The organism is Tepidisphaeraceae bacterium (assembly GCA_035998445.1).
GTDB lineage: Bacteria > Planctomycetota > Phycisphaerae > Tepidisphaerales > Tepidisphaeraceae > DASYHQ01.
Genome location: DASYHQ010000017.1, coordinates 173,851 through 187,676, shown reverse-complemented (window position 1 = coordinate 187,676; position 13,826 = coordinate 173,851). Strand labels below are relative to the sequence as shown.

Here is a 13,826-nt window from a genome sequence, read left to right as displayed (position 1 = left end):
AGCGATCTGCTCTTCCATTGGTGCTCGCAGATCCTTCGCTGGCGCGACTGCTGAATCGGATGGCGTACCATCCGACGCGTCGGCGTACCGACGCCATGGGCGAGCCGTCCATGCTACGGTGAAGACCGGCCGCGAGCGTGTTCTTTAACAGCCTCTTAGGATGACGGCTCGACAACGGGCTACTTTCTCAAGTGCAAAGGCCGGGACAAGAATGTCCGTGCCACGAAGGAGACAGGGGGAGAGAATACGGGGGAGAGACAGGCAGGAATGCCTGTCCTACAGAAGAGCAAGCAAGGCGCGTTCGGCACTTACCACGCGGCCAGCTGGACCTTGGGGTGCAGATCGTAGACGTCGTCGACCTTCAGGAAGCCCGCGAGCGGGTTCATGGCGTTGGCGGCGCCGCAGGCGACGCCAAGGCGGGCGGCGTCGGGGACGCTCATGTTGCGCAGCAGGCCCACCGCCACGCCCGCGGCCAGCGCGTCGCCGGAGCCGATCGGGCTGACGAGCTGAATCTCCGGCGGGGTGATCTGACAGCTGCCCTCTTCGCTAATCACAAGCGCGGGGTCGCTGCCGCGCGTCACTAAACACCACGTTGCGCCGGCCTGAAGCACCTCGCGCAACGCCTCGCGCATCGTCACATCCGAGTCGATCGGGATGCCGGTTGTCTCCGCCAGTTCGTCCTCGTTGGGCTTGATGAGATACGGCTTGGCGAAGATCGCCTGCGCCATCGCCTCACCCGTGCCATCAACGATCGTGCGCGCCTTGGCGCCGTGGGCGACGCTCACGCACTCGGCGTAGAACTCGACCGGCGCATCCGGCGGCAGCGAGCCCGACAAAATAACGATGCGCGCCTTTGCGACCAGTTCCTTGTACGTGCGGCGCAACTGGTCCCACGCGGCGGCGTCGACCGGTTCGGGTTCCTCGATCAACTCGGTCGATTGGCCGTTCTGCTCGTCGATGACGGTGACGCAGGTGCGCGTGCGCTCACGCACGTCGACGAACTTGTGCTTGATGCCGAACTGGTCCAGCTGCGTGCGGATGAACCTGCCGGAATCGCCGCCGAGGAAGCCGGTGGCGACCACCTCTTCACCCAGCAATCGCGCGACCTTGGCCGCGTTAATCGACTTGCCCGATGCCGACTCGAAGACGCGCGTGGCGCGGTTGACATCGTTGGCGACGACGTCGTCGAAGATCATCGTGCGCGACAGTGCGGGGGTGGTGCCGAGGCAGAGGATCATGGTGACCGATAGGTTAACGTGTGCGCGGCAGAAAACGAGGGACGAGGGTCCGGTTCAACGGGACAACGTCAGCAGCATGTCGATCGTGCTGACGCGAAACCCGCACTTGGCGAACAGCGCCCGCGCGACATCGTTGGCGGCGGCCGTCTCCAGGCGCACCTGTTCGACGCCGAGCTCGGTGAACCGCTCGATCGCGAGCATCGCCATCTGGCGGCCGATGCCCTCGTTGCGGTACGCCGGTTCGACCCAGAGGTCGTGGATGAACGCGTACTCGCTCGTCCTATAGATCGGTATTTCGCGCTCGATAGTTGAAACGAGAAAACCGACGATCTGCCCCTCCCGCTCGGCCACCAGGAACACGCTGCGGTCGGTGTCGCGTGCCCGGGCCATCAGCCAGCCGCGGTATAGCCCCGGCACGTCGGGCAGCGGAGCGTACTTGTCCGGGTCCCACGCCGCGTGCAGCGCGACGATCTGCTCGACCATCGGCAGCACGGCCGGCACGTCGGTGGGGGTTGCGGGACGGATCGTCATAATTCACCAATGTTAGCCGCGCCGGTACGGCTCCGGTAACCTTTCAGCCTGTGGCTGAACTTCCTTCGACCAACGAACCTACCCCATCCGGCCCTCCGATGACGATCGTGGAGGCCGACGTCCCTTGCATCGCCTGCGGCTACAACGTGCGCGGCCTGCCGACCGATAACCGTTGTCCCGAGTGCGGGCACGACGTGCGAGCATCGGTGGTGGCGCACCGGGCAGGGGGACTGACGCGGCACCAGGCCCAGCAGACGTACCGCGCCACCTGGATGGGCGTGGCGGCGATCGTCGCAATGCTGGGCGCCGGCGCGGTGTCCAATCAGTGGAATACCGTTGCGCCACCGCTGGCCCTGGCGCTTGGGCTGTTGGCTTGGGGTCTGGCGGGCCTGATCGCATTGCGCCTACCTGTGTTGCAGGGCAGCGAAAATCTCCGCCGGGCCGCGATCGGCTTCGGCATCGCGGCCTGCGCAATGCCAGCGTTGTTCTTCAGCCTCGTCCCGCTCGACCTTGGGCGCTTCTGGCGCTGGTGGCCGTTGATGATGCTGCCGTCCGTCCTATCGACGATCGCCAGTGTCCTGGTCTTTGTCGCGCTTGCCCGCGTCGCCCGCAAGGCCCGGCGACCTGATCTCGACCGGGTCTTCCGGTTCGGGGCCGTCCTGTGCGTGGTGGTGTTACCACTACTGACGTTCATGGTGCCCATGAACCGCCCCACCTACTCGGCCGATTTCCTCGTGCGCCAACCGCCACCCGTGGCCGGCTTCGCAGCAACGGTCGGGACGATTGCGGTGAGCTTTCGCGGCGAGTACCTGCTTATTTGGCGGTTCTACGTGTGGCTCCTTCAGCCGACGCTGACGGTGCTGACAGTCGTTGGGTTGTACCGCCTGGGTCATGCGATGCGGAAGATCGAGCTGTTCCGGTGAACGGGGAAAGGCCGGATCCCGCTCATTCAAGGCGTGATCCAACATGCAACGCGCGCCCGGCCACTGTCATCCCGAACGGGAGCGGTAGGAACCTGAAGGATCTCGCACGGCCAATCAGTTACCGAACAATCGAGATCCCTCGGGTCGCTACCGCTCCCCTCGGGATGACAGACTTTGTTTTTGTGCCTCCGCCAAGGCGATTCCCCCGTCCGCGAGGGAGGAGGAATTAGGCATACGATGATGCTCCCAGCCTTACAGCGCCGCCATCTCCGCGAAGCGTTCCTTCAAATCGAAGTACAGCTTGTCGTACACCTTGTAATGGCGGTCGTAGAGATCGCTGGCCTTCTTCTTCGGCGAGATCTTGGCCGTCTGCTTGATGGTGGCCTTGCAGGCTTCCTCAACGCTGTTCCACACGCCCGTGCCCACGCCGGCGAGCAGCGCGACACCGTAGGCGGGGCCTTCGGTGGCGTTGGTGAGGACGATGGGGGTCTTGTAGACGTCGGCCTGCAGTTGTCGCCAGAACGCGCTGCGGGCGCCACCCCCACTGGCGCGGGCCTGGGTGATGTCGATGTTCATGCCGCGCATGATCTCCATGGCGTCGCGCATGCCGTAGGTCACGCCCTCCAGCAGGGCGCGGATCATCATGGGACGGGTGGTGCGGGCGGTCAGGCCGATCCAGCCGCCGCGCGCTAGCGGGTCGGGGTGCGGGCAGCGCTCGCCGGTGAGGTAGGGCAGGAAGAAGAGCCCCTCACTGCCCGCAGGCGCGGCCTCGGCCTCGGCAACCAGCAGTTCGTACGGGTCGATCTTGTGCTTCTTGGCCGTCGCCACTTCCCCTTCGGCCAAACGGTTGCGGAACCATTGGAAGCTGCCACCGGCCGACAGCATGCAACCGAAGACGCACCACTTGCCCGGCACCGCGTGGCACATCGTGTGGACGCGCCCCTTCGGGTCGAGCGTCGGCCGGTCGGCGTGCGCGAAGATCACGCCACTGGTGCCCATGGCGGCGCTGACGATGCCCGGCATCACCACGCCGTTGCCCACCGCGCCCGCGGCCTGGTCGCCCGCGCCGCCAACGACCGGAATACCCTCAATTAGCCCCATTTCCCTCGCTGCACCACGATTTAGCGTCCCAGTTACCTCCTGCGATTCATGCAGGCGACCCAAAAGCGACTTATCGATCTGCAGCACCGACAGCAGCTTGTCCGACCATTGCCGTTTCACCACGTCCAGCAGCAGCATGCCGGATGCGTCCGAGACTTCCGTGGCGTACTCGCCAGTCATGCGGAAGCGGATGTAATCCTTCGGCAGCAGGATGTGCTTGGTCTTGGCGAACGTCTTCGGCTCGTTCTCGCGCAGCCACAGGATCTTGGGGGCGGTGAAACCGGTGAGGGCGGGGTTGGCGACGAGCTCGATCAGCTTCTCGCGCCCGCCGGCCTTGGCTTCGATCTCGGCGCACTGTTTGGCCGTGCGCTGGTCGTTCCAGAGCAGGGCGGGGCGCAGGGCCTTCTCACCATCTCCGAGGAAAACGCTGCCGTGCATTTGCCCGGAGAGGCCGATGCCCCCAATGTCGGCCGGCTTCACCTTTGCCTTTTTCAGCACCGCCTTGGTCGCGGCACAGACGGCCGTCCACCAGTCTTCGGGGATTTGCTCGCTCCAGCCGGGCTTGGGCGTGTAGATCGCATGTTCCGCCATCGCGGTGGCGAGCACGGTGCCGTCCTCGTCGCAGATCAGGGTCTTGGTGCCACTGGTGCCGATGTCGATGCCGAGCAGGTGAGGCATGTGGGGGCGTCTCCTTGGAAGTGGAGTGATTGTGAACGTCACGAACGGAAATGCAAATCTGGCGCGAGGTGGCGGGGGCGCTACGAAGAGGGCTGAACCGCAGAGACACGGAAAGCGCCGAGACAGAAGGAGGAAGGAAGCTTGTCTTCTCCTTCCCCAAGCGTCGACGCGCGGAACGCGCTCGCGTCGCCGCTCGTTATCTTTACCGCTGCGTTCGCGGCTTAGCTTCCAGGCAGGCGGCAAGGCAGCCGCAGAGGATGAGCAGCACGGAGATGGTCTTGAACGTCTCTTCGAGGGTCATGGCGCGGTCGACGAAGTCGAGCGTGGTCATGCCGAGGAAGAACACCGACGCGGCTGCGAAGCAGTAGGTGGCCCAGGGCAGGCAGAGCAATTCCCCGCGCCGCCGAACCGCGTACCAGCCCGCGGTGATGCCGTAGCCCAGGACGAGGACGTTATCGATGTGGTTGGTGATGACGTGGTGCGAGTCGATGCCGAGGTAAGCGTGGATCGCCAGGTCGACGTTCTCGTGGAACCGCCACAGGTCATCGCACGCCGCCAGTAGCAGCGTCGCCGCGGCCAGTGACCAGAAGCGCCGGCCGGTCCCGGGCCCCACGCGCCACGCTGGCGCAGCGCCGGCCAATGCGGCTAGCGCCAGACAGCCGGCCGACAGCCATGTCCCCGCATACCCGTCCTGCAGATAATGCGCCGGCCAAGCCTCGTCCCGATAACCCGCCCAAAGCAACATCGCCAGCACGCTGAACACGCCAACGCATAGAGTCGCGCTGAGGACCACCCAGATCAACGGCGGCCGGCCTGGTGACAGCAACGGCGTCAGTTCGGCCGTCAGGCGACGCCCCCAAGCCTTAGGACCTAGCTTGCGGACGTCACGCAGGGACGCAGGCGATACACTTTGAGCCTTAGACACCGATCCATCCTTTTCAACGTGACGCGCGCCTGAATCGATCAAAGGGAACAACCGCTTCGCAGCTTCCCCCGATCGCCGTTCGCAGGCGATCATGCGGCTAGCGCAAACTTAACTCGAAAGTAATGGAGAGGCGAAGCGTTTCGCTCCCGTCCGTGGACCCGGAGATTCACGGAACGTGGGAACGGGAAGCCTCTACCGTTTATGACGTGGCGGCGCTAGCGCTGGCGTCGCGCGGTGGCCTGCTGAGCAGCAGGAAACCGATGCCCGCAACGACGCCGATCAGGCTGAGCATCCACATGGGGGGCAGGTAGGCGTGCGCGCGGTTCAAGTTCACGCCGCGTGCGACGCCCATGCTGAGCGTGTGGCTGAAGAGGACGACCATCGTCACCAGCGACAGCCACCAGCGGTGTTCCGCGCTCCAGGTGGTGCGGGCCAGCAGGTACAGGCAGCCCAGCGTGAGCGCTCCGAACAGGATGACCGCTTCGCCGTTGAACGACAGCCGGTCGCCAGCGAAGAACTCCTTGAAGTACGCCGGGCGCAGCAGCACGAGCGACATCGGCACGTGCGCCAGCGCGCCGAACAGGCCGGCCCGGAACCAGGTCGCCGGGTCGTTCCCGCCCGTCGCGCCGCGCAGCCGGCGCCACTGCTGCCAGAACGCCATCGCAAAGCAGAGCGCCGCCGCCATCGACACGCCCTTGTTCAGGATGAAGACCGGCAGGTTGGCCCAGTTCGCGGGCGTGAACGCCACGTATCGCACGATGGCGTACGCGACCGAGAACGAATAAAGCCCAACGATCTTCCACATCCCGATCTTCCTCAACGAAGCGACTCGTAGCGGATCATAGCTAGTCAATGAGATCCAGCACCAGTTCGCCACCGCTGACGATCTGGTCGTGCGTGAGCGAGAGATCATCGATCGGTTGACCGTTCCACGCCGCGGCACCGATGTACTTCACGGCGCCCGGCGCGTTGCCGCGCGTGGCGATCGTGAGCGAACGGCCGGGGAAGAAGCGGTCGTCCAGTGCGATCGTGATCTTGTCAAACAACGGCGCGGTGATCATGTAGCGGATCGGGTTGCTGGCGGCGCCATCGATGCAGAACAGGCCGATGCCCGCCAGCACGTTCCAGGCGCCCATGATGCCCTCGTCCTCGTCGCCGGCGAAGTTGTCGGTGGGGTCGTTGCCGCTCTTGATCGTGTCCAGCACCTGCCGCAGCCAGAACTGCGTGCGCCGATGGTCGCCGGCCCGTTGGAACAGGTGACAGCAGGCCAGCGCCGGCTCGTTGCCGAAGTCGAACGGCACGTCCTCGTGCTTCTCGTGCGGCACGTAATAGCCCCTGTCGCGGCAAAGCTGAAATCCCCGCTCCAGTTGCGACAGCAGCGCGTCACGCGAATCGAAGCATTCGATGAGGCCGTCGAGGTCGTAGGTGGCGTAGAACGTCATGGTCCAGGCGTTGCACTCGGTCCAGCCCCTGCGCGACATCGGGTCGTACGGCTCCAGCCACGTGCCGTCGCGGTTGCGCGGGCGCACGAAGCCGACCGATTTGTCGAACAGGTTCCGCCAGTTGCGCGACCGCTGGATGAACAGCGCAACATCGTCCGCCTTTCCCAGGGTGCGGGCGATCGCGGCCATCGCATTGTCGTTGAACGCGTGCTCGATGGTCTGGCTGGCGCCGTTGTTGTGGAAGCCGGACTTGGGCAGGTCTTCTGGGATGTAGCCGAGCGCGATGTAGTCCTCGATGCCGCCGCCGATGCAGGTGTGATGTTCGTAGCCCGCCTTGCTCATCAGCCCGCCGGGGAAGTGGTTCTTGCGCAGCGCAGCGTACAACGCATCGGCATCGGCGGGCTTGTAGATGCCGCTGTGCAGGGCCGCGGCGTACAGCGGGGTGCTTTGGGCGCTGGTCATCACGAACGTGTAGTTCCCCGCCGCCGGGCCGCGCGGGATCAGCCCGCCGTTGGCGTACATGTCGTAAAAGCAGTGGCAGAAGTCGTGCACGAGGTGCGGGTAGGCGATCGACCACAGCGGCACGAGCGACCACTGCGTGCCCCAGAACGCGTCGGAATTATGATGGCGATAGCGCGGCTGGCCCGTCGCGGGGTCGATCGGGATCTGCCGCACGCGCGGCTGCGGCCCGGTGTTGTCGATGTACGTGCCGGCCGCGTCGCTCATCGTGCGCCGACCGCACAGGCTGAAGTACAGGTCGGTGTAGAAACGCGCCCGCTGCTCATCCGTGCCGCCTTCGACAGTGATGCGCGATAGCCACGCGTTCCACTCGGCCTGCGCCTCGTCGCGAATCACATCGAATGACTTGCCGGTCGTCTCGGCGTGCAAATTCTCGATGGCCGCATCAACCGACGTGTAGCTGATTGCCACCTTCATCGTCACCGGCTGGTCTACATCGCTCGGCCGCAGGCACGTGCGCACGTCGGCGGCGTCGAACGGGTCGATCGTCACGTCCTGATCCACCTCGATCGCAAAGTAAATCGTCAACGGCCGCGGCTTGCGAACGGTGGGCTGGTTGATCACGTGTCCCTGTAGCGTGCGCGGTCCCGTCTGCTTCAGCGCAGCGCCGCCCATCTCGCACGGGCCCAGCGTCGAAGCGAGGTCGAGCAGGATGGCCGGCTGCTGCGCGCCGGTCGGAAAGCGATAGCGATGGACGCCCACGCGCAGCGTCGCCGTCAATTCGACGGCGATGCCGTAGCGGTCCAGCGTCAGAGCATGGAATCCCGGCTTGCAGCGTTCGCTGTCGTGCGAGAAGGTCGACTCCCACGCCGCCGGGCCCGCCAGCGGGCTGATGTCGCCCGTCACCGGCATCACGAGGATGCCGCTGATCTGCCACGAGTGGATGTGGCTGAAGCCCTGCACGACGCCCGCCGAGTAGCGATACCCGCCGCCCCAGTCTTTGTCGGTGACGCTGTCCGGCGCCAGGCTCACCATGCCGAACGGCCGGCAGGCAGACGAGAACGCGATCCACCGACCGACGTCGGTGCCAAGGCGGGGTTCGACGAGCGAGGCAAAGTCAGTCATGCCGCGCAGTGTAATGACGGCCAAACCTGCATGCCACGGATGGCCCTGTCCTGACGAGGTCGCCGATCATCCTCCGGCGCGCTCGTTCTCAGGAGATTCGGTAAACGACCGCCACGGCACATCGCGTGCGGCGGGCTCGCAACGATGCGCACACTACGCCTTCTCACCATCGCACTGCTCTTCATCGGAACTGTTGGCTGCGCACAACAGGCGAAGCGCGTCGCGGAGAAGGCCGCGCCCGCCGGGGCCAAATCGACATTGCAGGAACTCTCGTCACCGGAGAACAAGGCCGCGCTCGATGAGGTCGCCACCCGCCTCTCGGCCGCTGTCGCAAAGGGGCTCGTGCAGGGGCTGATGGGCGAGGTGCCGAATGACGCCGATCTGCCCGCCGAGGCACGACAGCTTGTCGACCGCGCGCCGGGCCTCTCGGGGCAAATCGTCGACAGCGTGATGCAGGCCGTCGCCCGTGGGCTCGACCAGCACCTCAGCCCCGCCATCTCCCGCGCGATCGAGCAGAACATGACGGTCGCCGGCGGCGCCATCGAGCGCGAGCTTGCCCCCGCGATCGCGCGCGGCACGCGCACGGCGGTCAGCCAGCTCGCGTCCGAACTGGCCGCCACGATGGAGGACGACGCCAGCCGCGCCGTCGTCGCCGGCTACGTGCAGGAAATCGCCCCCGCGATCGCCGAGCCCGTCAGCAGCGCGATCGGCCAAGGCTTGGAACGGCAGATCGGCCCGGCGCTGGCACGCACGGTGGACGAACAGCTTGGCCCCACCATTCGCAAGACGGTCGAAGCTGAGACCGCCGCGCTGATGGAGGGCACCGAGCAGGCCCAGCTGACGCAGGCGCTCAGCGGCACCAGCCGGGCTATGTCGCGCGAGACGTTTTTAGGACTGCGCGACGCGCTGGTCGAGATGAACGTCCTCGGTCCCGACAACCAACCCGGCTCGCTGCTCATCGGCCGCAGCGGCCTCCTCGGTCAAGGCCTGTCCTTGATCATGTTGACCGCGATCGTGCTCGGGCTGATCGTGCTCGGCCTGATCATCTGGCTGGCCATCGTGCTGACGCGCAGCCGCCGCGCCCGCGCCGAAGCTGAGCGCCGCGAGGCCTCGACGCGCCTGCTCGCCGAGGCGATCCGCGCCACCGAAAGCGAACGCTGGCACCCCGAGCTCCGCCGCATCCTGCACGACCGCATGCGCCACACCGACGACCACGCCCTGCGCGACCTGATCACCGCCATCGACAAAGGCAGCGACGGCCAACCGGCGGCGTGAGCAACACAGCCTGACCCAGAACGCGTTCCCCGCGCGTAGCACGGGCGGCCCGCCCGTGGAGCCGCGGTACCCCGCGGTGTCGGGCCGTACTCGGCCCGAGCTAACGAGCGTAAGCGATCTGCTCCTCGGGCTTTCAGCGATTCCTTCGCTGGCGCGATTGCTGATTCGGAGGGCGTACCATCCGACGTGTCGGCGTACCGACACCATGGGCCGGACGCCCATGCTACGGTGAAGACCCGCTCCGATCGCGACCTGCACATGCTCTCAGGACGACGACACGTTTGGACGCGCATCAGTCCAACGCGAGCGGAACCGGAAGCTCGCCGCCATTGCGGCCCCGGCGATGCCTGCTAGATTGTAACCGTTCGCGCCCTCGCACGGCGACAATTTAAGCCAACCTCGATAGCTTTATTGACGGAAGAGTTGACCCCATGCCCCGCTTCGAGATCGGCGAACTCGTCTATTCCAATCCGCTCGCGTCGCCGGCGGACGTGGCGGGGTTTCGCATGGAAGGGGAGGCGGCGGTCAGCTTTCCGATGAAGCGGATGCGCCTCGAGGGCACGCGCGATCCCGCCGATGGGCAGCGGGCCAACATCGTCCATTGGTGCGACCGCGAGCTGCCCGACAACGTCGCCATCACCTGGGACTTTTACCCCATCCGCGAGCCCGGGCTCTGCATTCTCTTCTTCGCCGCCCGCGGGCGGGCCGGGCAGGATCTGTTCGACCCCGCTCTTGCCCCGCGCAGCGGGCCGTACGAGCAGTACCACCACGGCGACATCGACGCGCTGCACGTCAGCTACTTCCGCCGCAAGCACGTTAGCGAACGCGCCTTCACCACCTGCAATTTGCGCAAGAGCCACGGCTTTCACCTCGTCGCCCAAGGTGCCGACCCGCTGCCAGGCGTGCCCGATGCCGTCGGCCCATACCAGGTGGAACTGATCAAGGCCGGCCCGCACGTGCGCTTCTCGATCGGCCAGGGCGACAACCCGCCACTGGTGTTGTTCCATTGGATCGACGATGGCCGTGCGTTCGGCCCCACCCTCACCGGTGGCAAGATCGGCTTCCGCCAGATGACCCCCATGATCGCCGAGTACGCCAACCTGCTGGTCCACGAGGTGCGCGTGCAGCCGTAGGCGGTGCTCGTCTGATCCGTTCGCTGAACTGGTCCGCTAATCGACCGTCGTCGGTCGCTGTTGGATGTGCCAGAGGACGCCGGCGGGGTCGTGGACGTAGAGGATGATGCCGACTGGCTGCACCGTCGGCTCGCTGACCTTCACGCCGGGAAACGCCTCGACCAACTTCGCGCTGCGCACGTGCGCGTGCCACGCGGCCACGTCGGGCACGACCAGGTTCATCATGCAGTTTTGAGCCCACGCCTCCTGGTAATAGTCCTGCAGGAAGAAGCCGCTGTGCCCGATGCGAAACTCGGCCATCCGGTCGCCTTCCCATGTCTTGGTGAATCCCATCGCCGCGTAAAACTTCTTCGACACGCCGAAGTCCTTCGCGGGCAGGAAGGCACGCAGGTCCAGTGTTGCCGGCAGTTCCATCATGCTCCTTTACTCGCCGTGGCGGGCGCGCCACTGGGTGTACTCACTGGCGACGCGCAGGCCCCAGTCGCCGTACCAGCGATACCCGTTGCGACGCTCGTCGGGCAGGTCCTCGTAGCGTGCGTAGACGCGGGCCTCCCAGTCGGCGAACAGCGGGCGCTGGTCGTCCAGCGCGTAGAACCGGGCCCACGTCACGCCGTCGGGGTCCTTCGCCAGCCGCAGGATCAGCTTGCCATTTTCGTCGCGCTCATCGATCAGGCGATAACCGGGGATCCTGACCGATTCGAACCACGCCGCCGCCGCGTGAACGGCCCGGCGGACGCGGGCGTCGGGCTTATCGAGCGACATCAGGAACAGCGCGACGTTCGCCCCTTCCTGCCCGCTCAGCGACGGCAGCTCGAACGGGCGCGCGCCGGTCGGCTCGAACGTGTCCGGGTCGTGCTGCGCGCCCCAGCCGGTCAGCACGCCGTCGCGGACGATCTGGCACTTCAAGATGCACTCCACGCCCAGCCGCACCGCCCGCTCGGCACGCGTACGGCGGGCGTCGTCCACGAAGCGGAAGTCGGGGTGATGCACGACGTCCTGCAGCAGCTTCAGGACGTTGATCATCGCGTCGTCGTTGAACGTGATCATGCGCGGGTACTTCTTCGTCCGCGGCATCCGCTGCGACCACCCGCCCGAGGGGTACTGCCAGTCCAGCAGGAAGTCGAGCCCGCGGTTGAACGCCGCCAGCGCGTCGGCCCGCGGCGTCAGCCGGTGCGCGCGTGCAAGCAACCGCAGTTCGGTGTACGTCGCGCCGTTGTCGATGGTGGCCAGCCCGTCGTAGGCGCCGTACGGCTCGTCGCCCACGCGCGCCCGGCCGGCGTCGTACTCCTTGGCCCACCCGCCGAGCGGCGTCTGCCAACTGAGCACCCGGTCGATCGCCTCCTGCTGCGCCGGCGTACCGAACCACGCATCCGGCTGCGCCGCCAACACCCCAATCCGCACGGGCCCCTCCGCCGCCATCGCGATCGTCCTGCACCCGGTCACCCACGCCAATACGAGCACGATGGCCCAGTTGCGAGACATGGTTCATTCTCCTTCGTCGACTGACTTCAACTGCACCTGCGATTGCCCTCAAAGGTACCGCGGCCCCAGCACGATCAGCAGCCCCAGCGCCGCCACGTGAACCAGCCAGATGCCCAGCGTCCACCATCGCTGCCGCGCCCGCGGCTGGGCGAGGAACCGGCTGCGCGTTCTCGCGAGATAGATCGCAAACCCACCGCTGCCCAGCCCGAACACCACCAGCGCGTTCAGCGCCGGCGACATCCGCCCATCGCCCCAGATCAACCGCCCAACGACCGGGACGAGCAGGAAGACCGCCGCGATGCCCGAGAAGAACCCCGGCGCCACCGCCGCCATCAACCACCCCAACCGCACCCGCGCCGCCCCGACCGTCAGCACGAGCTCATGCCCGCACTCCGGACAGACCGGCCGCGTTAGCGCCCGCAGGTTGTACCCACACACCGGGCACGCCGCGTCATGCTCGCGCAGGAACGCCAGGAGCATCTGCGCCGCGCCGCTCGCCGCCTTCGAATCTTGCGCGTGTTCCGGTGTCAACATAGAACAGGTCTTGCTCGGTCTGCGGGTGCGGCGGCGCCATTCCCCATTCGTCGTCGACCAGCGCGTTCACCGTACCTGCGACAAACGATCGGCTAACGCCTCCGTTTCCGCATCCGTTCGCGCGACGACACCAAACTGCTTGCTCGCACGGTCTGACAGCAGGACGGCAAACGGCACCGCGACCACGCCGGCGCTCAGTACCGTCACCGAAGCGAACAGCCACAACGGGGGGTTGGCGATGGGATGCGTCCCGATCTTCACCGTCATCCCCATCGTCCCGCTAACGGTCCCCTGCACGAGCAGGATCGCGAGGCCGCACAGCGTAAGGCCGCCCAGCACCAGCACCCACTTCCGCGCCGTCCGGCTCCGCCGCTTCAACGCCGATGCCGCCCAGAACAACAAGATCGGCGATAGGTCGATGTGCAGCGAATCGGAGATGATCGGCTCGAGAACCATCGATCCGATCATCAGCCACGCCAGCACCTGAAGGTAACGCGCAACGAATCGGCCCGTGTCAAACTCCGGGCCCGGCGCGTAATCGAGATTGATGGGCGGCACGAGGGGCAGTGTATCAGAACGGCCGACGCCGGGTGCCACGATCCGGTACTCCGGGTCGTGCCTGGCCCGGCCGCGCGATTCGCACACGACCCGGAGTACCGGATCGTGGCACCCGGCTGATGGTGATAGACCGGCGCGGCGGTTGATGGAATTGTCAATCGCTGTCGCTCGGCGGCGGCGGCGCGAGGCCGCGGGGGTTCGGACCGTGGCATGGGCGTCTCGCCCATGCGTGTAGTGGGGCCGGAAGAGGCTATTCCATTCAGCGGCCGGGTCGGCGCGGTAACAACCAAATCGGGTTTCCCGTTCCAATCGACACGCATGGGCGAGACGCCCATGCCACGGGAAGAGGCGAACGTCGGGCTCCTGTATTAGTTCGGACGTGTGTCGGGACCTACCACGCGTTCTGCTTGCCGGATCGGGCG

13 protein-coding genes are annotated in these 13,826 nt (G+C 66.2%); 3 read left to right on the top strand and 10 right to left on the bottom strand.

The annotated features are described in order from the left end of the window. Nucleotides 1-308: 308 nt before the first annotated feature. Nucleotides 309-1,238, bottom strand: coding sequence for a 1-phosphofructokinase family hexose kinase (locus tag VGN72_06250; GenBank protein ID HEV7298950.1), 930 nt, complete (start codon nt 1,236-1,238; stop codon nt 309-311). A gap of 54 nt (nt 1,239-1,292) precedes the next feature. Then, nucleotides 1,293-1,769, bottom strand: a complete 477-nt coding sequence (locus tag VGN72_06245; protein ID HEV7298949.1) for a GNAT family N-acetyltransferase — start codon at nt 1,767-1,769, stop codon at nt 1,293-1,295. A gap of 98 nt (nt 1,770-1,867) precedes the next feature. On the opposite strand from VGN72_06245, the gene VGN72_06240 reads away from it, so the two are divergent. Beyond that, on the top strand, nt 1,868-2,692 hold the full coding sequence (locus VGN72_06240; protein ID HEV7298948.1) for a hypothetical protein: 825 nt from the start codon (nt 1,868-1,870) through the stop codon (nt 2,690-2,692). A gap of 252 nt (nt 2,693-2,944) precedes the next feature. On the opposite strand, the gene xylB is transcribed toward VGN72_06240, so the two are convergent. From xylB to VGN72_06220, 4 genes are all read right to left on the bottom strand, one after another. Then, nucleotides 2,945-4,471 carry a xylulokinase gene (gene xylB, locus VGN72_06235; protein HEV7298947.1) on the bottom strand — a complete coding sequence of 509 codons (1,527 nt, stop codon included), beginning with the start codon at nt 4,469-4,471 and terminating at the stop codon, nt 2,945-2,947. A gap of 202 nt (nt 4,472-4,673) precedes the next feature. Further along, nucleotides 4,674-5,396, bottom strand: coding sequence for a hypothetical protein (locus VGN72_06230; GenBank protein ID HEV7298946.1), 723 nt, complete (start codon nt 5,394-5,396; stop codon nt 4,674-4,676). Between the two features lie 199 nt (nt 5,397-5,595). Next, complete coding sequence (locus tag VGN72_06225) at nt 5,596-6,201, bottom strand: hypothetical protein (protein ID HEV7298945.1); 606 nt, start codon at nt 6,199-6,201, stop codon at nt 5,596-5,598. A gap of 40 nt (nt 6,202-6,241) precedes the next feature. Continuing rightward, nucleotides 6,242-8,422: a GH92 family glycosyl hydrolase gene (locus VGN72_06220; GenBank protein HEV7298944.1), complete on the bottom strand. Its 2,181-nt coding sequence runs from the start codon at nt 8,420-8,422 to the stop codon at nt 6,242-6,244. Between the two features lie 144 nt (nt 8,423-8,566). On the opposite strand from VGN72_06220, the gene VGN72_06215 reads away from it, so the two are divergent. Continuing rightward, nucleotides 8,567-9,697, top strand: coding sequence for a hypothetical protein (locus tag VGN72_06215; GenBank protein ID HEV7298943.1), 1,131 nt, complete (start codon nt 8,567-8,569; stop codon nt 9,695-9,697). A 431-nt stretch (nt 9,698-10,128) separates the two neighbouring features. Next, complete coding sequence (locus VGN72_06210) at nt 10,129-10,830, top strand: DUF1961 family protein (protein ID HEV7298942.1); 702 nt, start codon at nt 10,129-10,131, stop codon at nt 10,828-10,830. A 36-nt stretch (nt 10,831-10,866) separates the two neighbouring features. Here the strand turns inward: VGN72_06210 and VGN72_06205 are convergent, their stop codons facing one another. From VGN72_06205 to VGN72_06190, 4 genes are all read right to left on the bottom strand, one after another. After that, nucleotides 10,867-11,247, bottom strand: coding sequence for a hypothetical protein (locus VGN72_06205; protein ID HEV7298941.1), 381 nt, complete (start codon nt 11,245-11,247; stop codon nt 10,867-10,869). 6 nt (nt 11,248-11,253) lie between these two features. Further along, the gene (gene pelA, locus VGN72_06200) at nt 11,254-12,312 is read right to left on the bottom strand and encodes a pectate lyase (protein HEV7298940.1); all 1,059 of its coding nucleotides are present in this window, start codon (nt 12,310-12,312) and stop codon (nt 11,254-11,256) included. A gap of 48 nt (nt 12,313-12,360) precedes the next feature. Further along, nucleotides 12,361-12,846, bottom strand: a complete 486-nt coding sequence (locus VGN72_06195; GenBank protein ID HEV7298939.1) for a hypothetical protein — start codon at nt 12,844-12,846, stop codon at nt 12,361-12,363. Between the two features lie 66 nt (nt 12,847-12,912). Beyond that, nucleotides 12,913-13,404, bottom strand: a complete 492-nt coding sequence (locus VGN72_06190; GenBank protein ID HEV7298938.1) for a hypothetical protein — start codon at nt 13,402-13,404, stop codon at nt 12,913-12,915. Nucleotides 13,405-13,826 lie beyond the last annotated feature (422 nt).

Coding starts and splice junctions, on each gene's coding strand:
- VGN72_06250 (HEV7298950.1), bottom strand. CDS start 1,238: ATGATCCTCTGCCTCGGCACCACCCCCGCACTGTCGCGCACGATGATC.
- VGN72_06245 (HEV7298949.1), bottom strand. CDS start 1,769: ATGACGATCCGTCCCGCAACCCCCACCGACGTGCCGGCCGTGCTGCCG.
- VGN72_06240 (HEV7298948.1), top strand. CDS start 1,868: ATGACGATCGTGGAGGCCGACGTCCCTTGCATCGCCTGCGGCTACAAC.
- xylB (HEV7298947.1), bottom strand. CDS start 4,471: ATGCCTCACCTGCTCGGCATCGACATCGGCACCAGTGGCACCAAGACC.
- VGN72_06225 (HEV7298945.1), bottom strand. CDS start 6,201: ATGTGGAAGATCGTTGGGCTTTATTCGTTCTCGGTCGCGTACGCCATC.
- VGN72_06220 (HEV7298944.1), bottom strand. CDS start 8,422: ATGACTGACTTTGCCTCGCTCGTCGAACCCCGCCTTGGCACCGACGTC.
- VGN72_06215 (HEV7298943.1), top strand. CDS start 8,567: ATGCGCACACTACGCCTTCTCACCATCGCACTGCTCTTCATCGGAACT.
- VGN72_06210 (HEV7298942.1), top strand. CDS start 10,129: ATGCCCCGCTTCGAGATCGGCGAACTCGTCTATTCCAATCCGCTCGCG.
- VGN72_06205 (HEV7298941.1), bottom strand. CDS start 11,247: ATGATGGAACTGCCGGCAACACTGGACCTGCGTGCCTTCCTGCCCGCG.
- pelA (HEV7298940.1), bottom strand. CDS start 12,312: ATGTCTCGCAACTGGGCCATCGTGCTCGTATTGGCGTGGGTGACCGGG.
- VGN72_06195 (HEV7298939.1), bottom strand. CDS start 12,846: ATGTTGACACCGGAACACGCGCAAGATTCGAAGGCGGCGAGCGGCGCG.